The following is a 12,942-nucleotide window of genomic DNA, read 5'->3' on the forward strand; positions in this document are numbered from 1 at the left end:
AAAAAATAGGTATTTTTATTTATAATAGAACTATAGAGAATTTAAGAGGAAAAAATATGTACGCTTTTGATTATGAAGATATTCAACTTATACCAAACATGTGTGTTGTAAATTCAAGGAGTGAATGTAACACTTCTGTAACACTAGGGAAACATACTTTTAAAATGCCTGTTGTTCCCGCAAATATGGCAACAGTTATAAATGAAGAATTGTCTATTATGTTAGCAGAAAAAAACTATTTTTATGTAATGCATAGATTTGATTTTGATGCTGTTTCATTTATAAAAAAAATGAAAGAAAAGAAATTAATATCATCAATTAGTGTTGGTGTTAAAGAACAAGATTTTAAAATGATTAATGAATTAACTGAATTAAACTTAATACCAGATTATATAACTATTGATATTGCTCATGGACATGCAAATAGTGTAAAAGAAATGATTGAACACATTAGAACTAAAATGGGAGATCAAACTTTTATTATTGCTGGTAATGTTGCAACTCCACAAGCAGTAAGAGATTTAGAACATTGAGGAGCAGATGCAACAAAAGTTGGTGTAGGTCCAGGTAAAGTTTGCATCACTAAATTAAAAACAGGTTTTGGAACAGGTGGATGACAACTTGGAGCAATTAAATGATGTAGTAAAGCTGCAACAAAGCCAATCATTGCAGACGGTGGTTTAAGAGTTAATGGTGATATTGCTAAATCAATTAGATTTGGAGCAACAATGTGCATGATAGGAAGTTTATTTGCGGCTCATGAAGAATCACCAGGAAAAAATGTAACAGTTGATAATGTTTTATTTAAAGAGTATTATGGAAGTGCAAGTGAATATAACAAAGGTGAAAAAAGATACGTAGAAGGGAAAAAGGAACTTATTAAAGTACGTGGAAAATTAATGGACACTTACAAAGAAATGGAAGAAGATTTACAATCATCTATTTCATATGCAGGTGGTAAAACATTAAAAGCTATTAAAAAAGTAGACTACGTAATTTTAAAAACAAGTAACTTTTAATTTTAAAAATGAATAATTTAACAAATAGTGAAAGATTAAATGAAAATATAAAAGTAATTACAAAACAAAAATTAAGTATTAAAGAAATAGCAACTATATTTGATGTTTCAGAACAAACAATTAGATTTTATGATTCTAAAGGTTTATTACCATTTTTTGAAAGAGAAGATAATAATTACAGATATACAACAGTTGAAAATTTGCAATGATTTAAAATGGTTTTCTTGCTAAGATCAGCTGGAATGGAAATCAAGAATATAAAAGAATATATAAATTTATGTATGGAAGGTGATTCAACCGTTCCTCAAAGACTAAAGATAATCCAAGATCAAAAGAAAGATTTAGTTTCAAAAATTAAAGGCTTACAATCTGAACTTGAATTGCTAACAAGTAAAGAAAAACACTACAAAAAAATTCTTGAAGAAAATATATTGGATGAATGAAATCCAGTTAATTTTGAAGAAATTATACAAAAAAAATTAAAATAACATTTTTTGCTTGCCTTATAGTTACTATAATGTTTTACAATCAATTTATAATCATATAAAGGAGATTTTAAAATGAAAAATAAAGTATGATTTGTAACAGGAGCTGGACAAGGAATTGGATTAGTAGTTACAAAAGAATTATTAAAAAAAGGACATCAAGTTATTGCGACAAGTCGTAATAAAGATAAGATCGAAGAAGCAATTGGAGCTAATGAAAATTTATTAGCATTATCAGTAGATATTAAAGATCTAAAAGCTGTTGAAAAAGCAGTTAAATCAGGAGTTGAAAAATTTGGAGGAATTGATGTATTGTTAAACAATGCAGGTTATTCACAAATGTGAACTTTTGAAGAAACTGATATGGAAGATGTAAAAGGTAACATTGAAACTAATTTAATTGGTACTTTAAATGTGACACATGCAGTTATACCAGTAATGCGTAAACAAAAACATGGACACATTTACATTACATCATCAGCTTGAGGATATGGTACTGTTCCTTACAACAGTGTTTATGCTGTAGTTAAATTTGGATTAGATGGATTCGCAGAATCAATTAGCCATGAATTAAAAACTGTAGGAATTAGTATTTCAAGTATTAAACCTGGTGGAGTAAGAACAAACTTCTTAACTTCAGATTCTTTACAAACAGGAAAATCTACAATTGAAGAATATGCAGCTGGTAGAGACGAATGAGTTAACACAGTTAAATCATGAAATGGTTACCAAGATGGAAACCCTCAAAAATATGCAGAATTTATTATCGGTTTAACAGAAAAAGATTCTGTTCCACCAATGCACATATTTGCAGGTAGAGATTCATATGAAATTGCTAAAAACAAAATTTCAGCAGTTCAAAAAGATATGGATACTTTAGAAGCACAAGCAACAAACTTACATTTTGAAAATTAATTAAGGATATATAAAAAATGAAAAACAAAGTATGATTTATTACTGGAGCAAGCCAAGGGTTTGGTTTAGGGATAACAAAAAAACTTTTAGAGCAAGGACATCAAGTTGCAGCTACAACTAGAAATCCCCAAAAACTAGTTGATGAATTAGGCGCAAATAAAAATTTACTTGCTTTAAAAGTAGATCTTTCAAATCAAAAAGAAATAGATGATGCAGTGGCAAAAACTGTATCAACATTCGGGTCAATTGACATTTTATTAAATAATGCCGGTTATGGTCAATTATGAACTTTTGAAGAATCAACAGATAAACAAATAAGAGAATGTTTCGAAGTAAATTTCTTTGGAACAATTAATGTAACTCGTTCAGTTTTACCAGTAATGCGTAAACAAAAATATGGACATATATTTACAACTTCATCAATTTGAGGATATGTAGGTGTTCCTTATAATAGTACTTATGCAGCTGTTAAGTTTGCAACTGATGGTTGAACTGAATCAATCAGTCACGAATTAAAACCATTTGGTATAACAGTTTCATGTATCAAACCAGGAGGATTTAGAACAAACTTCTTAAGTTCAGGATCTTTAATTACTGGTGAAGAAACAATTTCAGACTATAAATCAGGAAGAGATGAATGATTTACTAACTTAGCTTCTTTTGATAAGCAACAAGATGGAGATCCTGAAAGATATTGTGATTTTATAATCGATATTACTAAAGGTGATAAAGTACCTCCAGTTCACATTTTCACAGGAAGAGATTCTTATGAATATGCTGAAAATAAAATAAAACAAATCAAAGAAGATATGGAAATTCTTAAAACTGAAGCAACTGATTTACACGTAAGATAAAACTAACCAACTATGTTGGTTTTTTTATTATTTATTTCCACATTTATTGCAAAAAGATAAAGCAATAAAAAAGGATGTTTAGTATAATTAGTAGGTATTCTTATTTTATGAAAGAAGGGGTAATATGAAAAGAATTGGAGTTTTAACTTCAGGAGGAGATGCACCTGGAATGAATAATGCCATTGCTGGAGTTGTTAAAGCAGCTGAAGCACAAGGTATTGAAGTTTATGGTGTAAGAGATGGGTATAAAGGTTTAATTAATGGTTGATTTGAAAAATTAGATTCTAAATTTGCTTTAGAAATTATTTCAAAAGGTGGGACTGTTTTAGGTTCAGCTAGATTACCAGAATTCAAAGAAGAAAGTGTAAGACAAAAAGCTGTTGATCAATTAAAAGCACATGACATTGAAGCATTAGTTGTTATTGGTGGAGATGGAAGCTACATGGGAGCTCAAAGATTAACTGAAATGGGAATAAACTGTATTGGTTTACCAGGAACAATAGATAATGATATTGTTTCAAGTGATTATACAATTGGATTTGATACAGCATTAAATACAGTTATTGAATCAGTTGAAAAAGTGCGTGATACTATGCAATCACACAATCGTGCTGCCGTAATTGAAGTTATGGGAAATGGTTGTGGAGATTTAGTTACTTATGCAGCTATTGCAACTCAAGCAGAAATATTTTCACCAAGTGAAAGTAAATTAACTGTTGAACAAATATGTGAACAAGCTAAAAAATTTGCAGAAGCAAACCACAGAAGTTTAATAATATTAATTAGTGAAAAACAACTTGATGCTAATGAATTAGCAAAAAAAGTTGAAGAAGCAAGTGGTTATGTAACTAGAGCAACAATTTTAGGACATGTTCAAAGAGGTGGGCGCCCATCAGGTATGGATCGCTATTTAGCTTTTACAGCAGCAATTTATGCAGTTGAAAAATTAATTGAAGGTAAAGGTGGACTTTACATTGGTCTAAGTGAAAACAAACTTGTTGCAAGAGATATTGAGTCAACATTGAATATGCCAAAGCCAGATAAGACAGAATTTATCGAAAAAATAAGATTATTGAACGCAAAGATATCAAAATAGGAAAAAATAATTTAAAATATATATTGAAAAAGTACATAGGAGAAAATAAAATGAACAAGAAAGAATTACAAGCACGTGTAAAACGTACTAAAATTATTACTACAACTGGTCCATCAACAAATGAACCAGAACAAATAAGAGAATTATTTGAAAATGGAATGACAACAATACGTTTAAATTTTTCACATGGTGATTATGAAGAACAAGGTTACAGAATTGCTGGAGCTAAAAAAGTTAGAGAAGAATTAGGAAAACCTGTTTCTATTTTATTAGATACAAAAGGGCCTGAAATTCGTGTTGGTAAATTTGTAGATGGAAAACAAGAAGTTACTGCAAATCAATCAATTACAATTTACACAGATGCTGAATCATTCAAAAACAAAGAATGTTTATCAGGAGAAATGACTGTTGCTTATGACATGTCAGTTGATTTAAAAATTGGTGATACAATTTTAATCGATGATGGTAAATTAGAAATGACTGTTGAAGAAGTTAAACCAGGTGTTGTTAAAGCTATCGCTTTCAATAACCACTTAGTAAAAACTAACAAACGTGTTAACTTACCAGGTGTTGATTTCTCAATGCCATTCTTAGCTCAAAAAGATATCAATGATATTAAATATGGAGTTGAACAAGGTGTTGACTACATCGCTGCATCATTTGTTAACTCAGCTGAAAATGTAAAAGAAATTCGTGATATTTTAGCAGAAGCTAATGGATCAGATATTCAAATTATTTCAAAAATTGAATCACAAGTTGGAATTGACAACATTGATGCAATTATTGAAGCATCAGATGGAATTATGATTGCTCGTGGTGACTTAGGATTAGAAATTCCTTACTACGACGTACCATACTGAGAAAAAATAATGATCAGAAAATGTCGTGAAGCTGGTAAAGTTGTTATTGTTGCTACTCAAATGTTAGAAACAATGACAGAAAACCCAGCACCTACAAGAGCTGAAGTAACTGACGTTTACTTTGCTACTGAATTAGGAGCAGATGCAACAATGTTATCTGGAGAATCAGCAGCTGGAGATTACCCATTCATTACTGTTAACACAATGGCAACAATCAACAAACGTGCTGAAATAGAATTCTACAAAAAAGCATACTACCAAACTCAATTAGAAAACGCTAAAAACTCAACTAGTGGACCACGTGCAGATATTGCAATGGACTTAGCTGAAAGAACTCGTGATGGACAATATGAATTTGCTGTTGTTTTATCAAGAACTGGAGCTTTATTAAAAACTATTTCTAAATTTAGACCAAATGTAACAATTTTAGGTGTAAGTGAATCAGAAAGATTATGAACTGCATTTGGTGTATGACACTCAATCTTCATGAACAAAACTGCTAACTTATTAGAATTAGAAGAAAATGTTGCTCAAATCTCAGAAATTGCAAAATTATGAGGTGCAAAATCAGGATCAAAAATCTTAGTTGTAAGAAACAAAGATATTCGTGAAATTACAGTAGCTTAATTAAAATAATAAAAAACTACCGCAAGGTAGATTTTTTTTTATTTATTAAGAGATTTTCTCAATAGCAGCTTTAGATACTTTATTTTTAAATCACTTTTGATTACCAAAAATAAATCCAGGTCCACCTATTGATTGTTTTGCTCATTTTTTAAAGTTGAAAGAATCAGTATGTTTAATTATTTTACCGTCTTTAACTTCCATTCTTGAATCTACAACATTAATAACTTTTCTTCTTTTTTGTCCAAATAAATATGTAGCAGTTCATCTAACAAATAAATAGTCATTTTCATTTAAAAGTTCATATGAAACTTCAAATTTTGACTCTTTTTTATTTGATAATAATGACTTTCACATAGTGGTTACTTGCTTGTGATTTAAGTCCTTAAATATTGGATCATTAAATACAATTGACTTATCATATAAACTATTCATTTTCTTAAAATCACCTTTAGTAAATGCATCATAGAAATCTTTTAAGATTATTTCTTTTTCCATCATAATATCTCCTTTATTATTTTTGCATAAATAAAGTATATCACTTTATAAATATATAAGAAAATATTGTATAATTATTTTTGAAAAGTGAATATTAATTAACATTTTGGACACGATACTATTGATGCTTTTAAAGAGAGTTGTTGGTGCTGCAAAACAATAAAGCTAAATATGTTATTACTACCAAATAAAATAATGTTACGTTGGGTGCGATAAATCCTTAAATTAAGGTATTAAGTTTTTTAATACGAATTAGGATGGTACCGCGTTATAAACGCTCCTAAATATTAGGGGCGTTTTTGTTTTTTTAAGGAGGAAAATATGAAAATTAAATTATTAGATGGATCAATTAAGGAATTTGATCAAGCAACAAACGTTAGAACAATAGCTGAAACAATAGCTATAAGTTTAAAAAAAGCTACTGCGGCAGCAAAAGTAAATGGAAGATATGTGTCAGTAGATTATGTTATTGAAAAAGATTCAAATTTAGAATTGATAACAAATAGACATGAAGACTTTTACAAAACATTGAATTATACTGCAGCTTTTGTTACAGGTGTTGCTATTTCAGAATTATATAAAGATGTTAAGCTTGCAAAAGTTTTATATAAAGAAGATGAACTTGAATATGGAATTACTTTTGAAGTTGAACCAAGAATTGGTTTAGAAGAATTACAAAACATTCAAAATAAAGTTAATCAAATAATTAAAAATGAATCAATTTTATCTAAGGAAATGGATTTAAAAGAAGCTGAAGAAATTTTTAAAGGAAATCAGTATCAATTACATTTAGCAAAGGAAATGTTTGAAACCTATGGTGAAATAACTGTTTATACATTAAATGGTGTTTCAATAGTTTCTAAACACCCAATAACTTTAAATTTAAAAAATATAAAAGTTGTTGAGGTTCAACAATTAACTGGTGAATATTGATTAAATGATTCTAAAAATATCATGTTACAAAAAGTTCATGGTATGGCCGCAGAAAGTATTGAAACTTTGTCTTCTAAAAAAGAAATTCTAGAAGATAGAAGAAGTAGAGACCACAGAATTATAAACAAAACTTTAAAAATATTTGGTTTTGATCATTTAGTAGGTCCTGGATTGCCTTTATGAATGCCAAATGGAACAATCGTTAAAGAAGAAATCAAAAAGTATCTTAAAGAAAAAGAATGAGAATATGACTACATTAATGTAACTACTCCAGTTATAGGGACTGTTGAATTGTATAAAAAATCAGGACACTGAGACCACTATGGAGAAGATATGTTCCAACCATTTAATGGTGGAAGTGGTAGTGATGAACAATTCATTTTAAGACCAATGAACTGTCCACACCACGTTGCTGTTTATAAACAAGAACAAAGAAGTTACAGAGATTTACCTTTAAGAATTGCTGAACATGCTTTACAACATAGATATGAATCAAGTGGTAGTTTAACAGGATTAGAACGTGTTAGAGCGATGGAATTAACTGATAGCCATATTTTTGTTAGACCAGACCAAGTTGAAGCAGAATTTAAATCAATTTATAAATTAATTACTGAAGTATTAGAAACATTTAATATTCAAATTGATTACTTAAGCTTAAGTTTAAGAGATCCAGAAGATAAAGTTAAATACTATCAAGATGATAAAATGTGAGACGAAGCTGAGGCAGCTTTAGAAAAAGTTTTACAAGACTTAAATATTGATTATAAGAAATGTATTGGTGAAGCAGCATTCTATGGTCCTAAATTAGACATACAAATTAAAACAGCTCAAAATCATGAAATAACTGTTTCTACAATTCAATTAGACTTCTTACTACCAAAGAAATTTGATGTAACATATATTGACCAAAATCAAGAATTTAAAGCTCCAATCATGATTCATAGAGGTTTAATTGGAACTTATGAAAGATTTATTGCAACATTGTTAGAACAAACTAAAGGTGTATTACCATTATGATTGGCTCCTAATCAAATTGAAATTATTCCTGTTGGAAGTGAAGAAAATATTGAGTATGCAAATGAAGTAAAAAAACAATTAAAAAAAGATTTTATTAGAACTCATGTAGATTTAAGAGATGAAAGATTAAGTTACAAAATACGTGATGCTCAAACAAGTAAAATACCTTATCAATTAGTTCTTGGTGATCAAGAAAGAAAAGATAATTCTGTTACTTACCGTCAATATGGTAGCGAGCAACAAACAACAATTAAGTTAAATGAATTTAAAAATATGATTACAGATTTAATTTGTAATAAGAAGTAGTTTGATATAAACTATAAATACAAAGGAGAAAAAGATTATGGCAGAAATGATTAAAGTTTCAACAAAAGAAGAATTTGACAAAATTATTAGCGAAGGTAAAACATTTGTTGATTTTAACGCTACATGATGTGGACCTTGTAAAATGCAAATGCCTTTAGTACATATGCTTGCACAAAAAACTGAAGGTGTTAAATTTATCGACTTAGATGTAGATTTAGTTCCTGAAGTAGCTAAGGAATACCAAGTTATGTCAATTCCAACTTTAATGTTGTTTGAAAACGGAAAAGAATCTAAAAAAAATGTAGGATTTATGGATCCAACAAAATTAGATAACTTTGTAAAATAATTCAAAAAGACGCAAGTCTTTTTTTATTTGGAAAATTATCCATCATTTTAGATATAATTAATAAAAATAAAAAAAACAAATCAAAACTTTTGGTTTTTTTTTGGTTTTTTTTGGTAATATGAAATTAGAAAGGGAAATCTATGATTAAAAAACAAAGACAATCAATAATTTTAAATTTTTTAAAGGGTAAAAAAATTGTTGCTATTGAAACCCTTTCGAATGAATTAAAGATTCCACTTACAACGTTAAGAAGAGACTTAGCAGAACTTGAAGAACTAAAAAAGATAGTAAAGTTACATGGTGGAGTTGAGTACAAGGAACCCGCATTCATCTATGAAGATTTTTTTGAAAAGAAAATTAAAGATAATGTTAAGGAAAAAGAAACAATTGCCAAGGAAGCAATAAAAAAAATCAAAAAGAACGATTCAATTTTTATTGATTCAGGTTCAAATGGTTATTTTATTGCTAAAAATTTAAAAGCTGACCTAAATCTACAAATAGTAACAAACTCAATTTACAATATTTTGGAACTTGTAAAAAATGGTCACGACAATGTTTACTTACTTGGTGGTAAGTTTACTAATGTAACGGGAGCTATTTTAGGATTTGAAGCTTTAGAAGCTTTAAAAAATTATAATTTTGATATTGCATTTTTGGGTGTTAATGCTGTTGATGAAAATGGAAACATATATACAACAAGTCCAGAGCATGCACAAGTTAAAATCGAAGTTATTAAAAATTCAAGAGAAAGCTATGGTTTAGCTGACTCAAGCAAATTAGATAGAAAATCCTTCTATAAGTTCGCTGACAAAGAATCAATTAAATTAATATAAAAAAAGAGGAAATAAAATGATATATACAGTAACACTAAATCCTGCTCTAGATCATATTATTGAAACTGATGGATTTAATATTGGTGAAACTAATTATTACAAAAATGAATATGTTGTAATTGGTGGAAAAGGTATTAATGTTTCTATTATTTTGAATAATTTAGAAGCAAAAGTTTTATCTACTGGTATCTTGGGATCAAATAATAAAAATTCGTTTTTAGAAAAATTTGATGAAAACAATTTAAAAAACAAATTTTTTATAAATAAAGGTGTAACAAGAACAAATTTGAAAATAAAAAACTTATCTAAGTTTGAAGAAACTGAATTAAATGGTTTAGGTTCAACAGTAAGTTTAGAGATAATAAATGAATTAAAAACCTTTTTAAACGATAACTTAAAAAGCGGTGATATTTTAGTTGCTGCAGGAAGTATACCAGCTGGTGTTAAAAATAATATTTATGAAGAAATAGGAAATATTGCAAATGAAAAGAATGCTTTATTTATTTTAGACACATCAAAGGTAAACATGTTAAATGGTTTAAAAACAAAACCTTATTTAATAAAACCAAATATAGAAGAAATATGTGAAATTTTAAATTTACCATTTAAAGAATATACTTTTGAAGAAACATGTGAAATGGTAAAAAAATTAAAATCATTAGGAGCTAGAAATGTTTTATTAAGCAGAGGAAGCAAAGGTAGTTATTTCTTTTCAGAAAAAGGAGAAATTTTTGAAACAGGAATAGCAAAAGGTAAATTAGTTAATTCAGTTGGATCTGGAGATAGTATGATTGCTGGATTCACATATGGATTATATAAAAATTTATCAATAGAAGAATGCCTTCAATTTGGAGCTGCAGCAGGTGGGGCAACTGCCTTTACCGAATGATTAGGATTAAAAGAAGACATTTTAAAATTAAAACAAGAAATTAAAGTTAACAAAATAAAATAGGAGATAAATATGGAATTAAAAGATTTATTTAAATCTAAAGTTTCAGTCTTCAAAGCAGATTTAAAAACAAAAGAAGAAGTTATTAATTTTTTAGTTGATAAATTATCATCAGAAAAAATGATAGCTAATAAAAAAACTTTTAAAGATGCGATTTTAAAAAGAGAAAGCGAAGCATCAACAGGTATGGGTGATGGAATTGGTATTCCTCATGCAATTAACAACACAGTTAAAGAACCTTGTATTGCTTTTGTAAGTTTAAAATCACCAATAGACTGACAAAGTTTAGATAACAAACCAGTAGATTTAATCTTTATGATTGCTACAAATGATGAAAAAGGAGAAGCTCACTTAGGTGCTTTAGCTGATTTATCAAAATTCTTAATGAAACCTGAATTTCAAGAAGCATTAAGAAAAGCAAAAACTTTTAAAGATCTTTCAAAAGCTTTTGATAATAAAGTTGAAACAAAAAAAGTGGAAGCAAAAAATGGTAAATATGATGTGATTGGTATTACAGCATGTCCAACTGGTATTGCTCACACATACTTAGCAGAAGAAAAATTAATTGAATATGCTACAGAATTAGGATTAAGTGTAAAAATTGAAACTCAAGGACGTAGAGGAACTGAAAACAAATTAACTCAAGAAGATGTTGACAATGCAAAAGTAATTATTTTAGCACATGACAAAAACTTACAAGGAATGGGTAGATTTGGTGGTAAACAAGTAATTGATACAACTACTAAAGATGCAATTTTTAATGGAAAACAATTAATTCAAGAATTTGGTAAAACAGAAAAAACTACTACAGCAAAAGCTGTATCTTCAAAAGATGATGAAGTAAGTGATGATTTTTCATTGAAAAAATTTGCTCAAGTTAAAGGAAACTTACTTGCGGGTGTTTCAAGAATGTTACCATTTGTCGTTGCAGGAGGAATTATATTAGGAATTGGATTCTTGATTGATTTTGCTGCAGGAAACGGAAATGTTCCAGGAATGACTGGCGCAACATTTGATTATTGATTTAATAATATATATGACAAAACTAAAGTTGATGTATTAACAGAATGAACCAATTGATGAATGGGAAATTTTGGAACACATAGTGAAGTTGCTGGTTGATTCTCAGCAATAGGTAAAACAGGTATGATGATGATGGTTCCTGTTTTAGCAGCATATATTTCATATACAATCGTTGGACCTCAAGGATTAATGCCTGGGTTTATAGCAGGTATATTAGCTGATGGTACAGGTGGTTTTGCATATGCTGGAGACAAATTTGGGTGATCAGGTTTATGAACACGACTAATACCAGCTGATATCCCTATGCAATCAGGATTTATTGGTGGTATGGTTGGTGCATATGTAGCAGCCTTAATTGTATTTGGTTTAACAATAGGATTCAAAAAATTTAAAAAATCTTTCCATGGAGTAAGAGACATAGTATTAATTCCAGTGTTATCTCTTTTAGGTATTTCTTTAGCAATGTTCGCATTAAATATACCTTTAGGATATACAATGTATGGATTACAACAATTTTTAAAATTGTTAGCTGATCAAAACTTATTAATATTATTAGGAGCAATCCTTGGATTAATGATGTGTATTGATATGGGTGGACCAATTAATAAAATTGCTTATGTTACAGGAACACTTTCAGTTTCAGGTGGATTAGGTAATGATCCACTTATAACTGTTACTATGGCAGCAGCAATGGCTGGAGGAATGATTCCACCTTTAGGAATAGCATTATGTACAGTAACTTTTAGAAAAGCTTGAACAACAAAAGAAAAAGATTCAGCAAAAGCTAACTGATTAATGGGTGCATTCTTTATTTCAGAAGGAGCAATACCATTTATGGTTACAGATCCAAAAAGAATTTCAGTTTCAGCAATGGCTGGTGGTACAATCACCGGATTAATTGTTGGAGGATGTAAAATAACATTAGGTGCACCACACGGTGGTATAGCTGTATTCCCATTATTAAAATCAGGATTACTTGGAACAAGCCCTGAACAAATGAATTCAGGAGCAGCAATTGGTTTAGGTGTAGGATTATACATCTTAGCAATCGTTGTTGGTACTTTAGTTATGGCAACAATCTTAGGATTCTGAAAAACTTATGATATTAAAAAAGGTAAACTAGTTATTGCCAATTAATATTAAATAAAAACCTTATTTATTTAAGGTTTTTTTGTTTCCAAAAA

Annotated in this window: 12 protein-coding genes; 11 read left to right on the top strand and 1 reads right to left on the bottom strand. The window is 28.9% G+C overall.

All coding sequences use genetic code 4. From position 1 onward, the window contains the following. Positions 1 to 56 precede the first annotated feature (56 nt). From MFL_RS00905 to pyk, 6 genes are all read left to right on the top strand, one after another. The gene (locus tag MFL_RS00905) at positions 57 to 1,019 is read left to right on the top strand and encodes a GMP reductase (protein ID WP_011183067.1); all 963 of its coding nucleotides are present in this window, start codon (positions 57 to 59) and stop codon (positions 1,017 to 1,019) included. Between the two features lie 8 nt (positions 1,020 to 1,027). Beyond that, positions 1,028 to 1,507: a MerR family transcriptional regulator gene (locus tag MFL_RS00910; protein ID WP_011183068.1), complete on the top strand. Its 480-nt coding sequence runs from the start codon at positions 1,028 to 1,030 to the stop codon at positions 1,505 to 1,507. A 72-nt stretch (positions 1,508 to 1,579) separates the two neighbouring features. Next, entirely contained in the window at positions 1,580 to 2,419 is an 840-nt protein-coding gene (locus tag MFL_RS00915) for an SDR family oxidoreductase (protein ID WP_011183069.1), read from the top strand. 17 nt (positions 2,420 to 2,436) lie between these two features. After that, entirely contained in the window at positions 2,437 to 3,273 is an 837-nt protein-coding gene (locus tag MFL_RS00920; RefSeq protein WP_011183070.1) for an SDR family oxidoreductase, read from the top strand. Positions 3,274 to 3,397: 124 nt separating this feature from the next. Beyond that, entirely contained in the window at positions 3,398 to 4,369 is a 972-nt protein-coding gene (pfkA, locus tag MFL_RS00925) for a 6-phosphofructokinase (RefSeq protein WP_011183071.1), read from the top strand. A gap of 50 nt (positions 4,370 to 4,419) precedes the next feature. Then, positions 4,420 to 5,856: a pyruvate kinase gene (gene pyk / locus MFL_RS00930; RefSeq protein ID WP_011183072.1), complete on the top strand. Its 1,437-nt coding sequence runs from the start codon at positions 4,420 to 4,422 to the stop codon at positions 5,854 to 5,856. A 45-nt stretch (positions 5,857 to 5,901) separates the two neighbouring features. Here the strand turns inward: pyk and MFL_RS00935 are convergent, their stop codons facing one another. Beyond that, a complete protein-coding gene (locus MFL_RS00935; protein ID WP_011183073.1) occupies positions 5,902 to 6,354 on the bottom strand; it encodes a nuclear transport factor 2 family protein in 453 nt (150 codons plus the stop codon). 318 nt (positions 6,355 to 6,672) lie between these two features. On the opposite strand from MFL_RS00935, the gene thrS reads away from it, so the two are divergent. From thrS to MFL_RS00960, 5 genes are all read left to right on the top strand, one after another. Next, positions 6,673 to 8,607 (top strand): threonine--tRNA ligase, encoded by a 1,935-nt coding sequence (gene thrS, locus MFL_RS00940; RefSeq protein WP_011183074.1) that lies wholly within the window; start codon positions 6,673 to 6,675, stop codon positions 8,605 to 8,607. 37 nt (positions 8,608 to 8,644) lie between these two features. Next, positions 8,645 to 8,953, top strand: a complete 309-nt coding sequence (gene trxA / locus MFL_RS00945) for a thioredoxin (RefSeq protein ID WP_011183075.1) — start codon at positions 8,645 to 8,647, stop codon at positions 8,951 to 8,953. A 140-nt stretch (positions 8,954 to 9,093) separates the two neighbouring features. Next, a complete protein-coding gene (locus MFL_RS00950) occupies positions 9,094 to 9,786 on the top strand; it encodes a DeoR/GlpR family DNA-binding transcription regulator (RefSeq protein ID WP_011183076.1) in 693 nt (230 codons plus the stop codon). Positions 9,787 to 9,802: 16 nt separating this feature from the next. Continuing rightward, a complete protein-coding gene (gene pfkB, locus MFL_RS00955) occupies positions 9,803 to 10,738 on the top strand; it encodes a 1-phosphofructokinase (RefSeq protein ID WP_011183077.1) in 936 nt (311 codons plus the stop codon). A 9-nt stretch (positions 10,739 to 10,747) separates the two neighbouring features. Then, positions 10,748 to 12,895, top strand: coding sequence for a PTS fructose transporter subunit IIABC (locus tag MFL_RS00960; RefSeq protein ID WP_011183078.1), 2,148 nt, complete (start codon positions 10,748 to 10,750; stop codon positions 12,893 to 12,895). The last annotated feature ends 47 nt before the right edge of the window (positions 12,896 to 12,942 follow it).

The organism is Mesoplasma florum L1, from assembly GCF_000008305.1.
Classification (GTDB): Bacteria; Bacillota_I; Bacilli_A; order Mycoplasmatales; family Mycoplasmataceae; genus Mesoplasma; species Mesoplasma florum.